This is a genomic window from Prevotella sp. Sow4_E9_plate, from assembly GCF_052116205.1.
In the GTDB taxonomy this organism is placed as follows: Bacteria; Bacteroidota; Bacteroidia; order Bacteroidales; family Bacteroidaceae; genus Prevotella.
Map to the genome: position 1 here is coordinate 1 of NZ_JBQKLN010000151.1, position 423 is coordinate 423.

A 423-nucleotide genomic window follows, 5' to 3' on the forward strand; every position below is an offset into this window, starting at 1 on the left:
GTCGTTAATGACTGCCACACCTGGACTATAGCCCAGGAACTTCTTGTAGGTTGGTTTTGCATCATGCTTCTCTGTTTCAATGAACTGATGGTCAAAGTCAAAATCATACTCGTGACCGGATTTCAATTGACCAGTAGCAAGCAGGGCTTTGATCAATAAGCAGTTCATCTTGTCTGCAGTATTGAAATCATAGGATTTGCCAGAAGCAGACTTATAGGTGATGCTCTTAAAAGTCAGTTCTTCGATAGCACGCAATATGGTGTCTGCGCTGCAAGTGCGAAGAGTTGGATGAAGAGACAAATGTTTCATCAGGTGAGTTGTAACATCCTCAATACATGAGCCGCCACAAAGATATACGCACATCAGAGAGCGTAGAATTTCGCTATATTGATAACCAAACATAGTGCATCTCAATCCCAAGGT

Annotated in this window: 1 pseudogene; it reads right to left on the reverse strand. The window is 42.3% G+C overall.

Annotation, left to right across the window (positions count from 1 at the left end):
- Positions 1-423 (reverse strand): annotated as a pseudogene (locus ACTQ53_RS17650) (IS1380-like element IS942 family transposase); the annotation flags it as partial.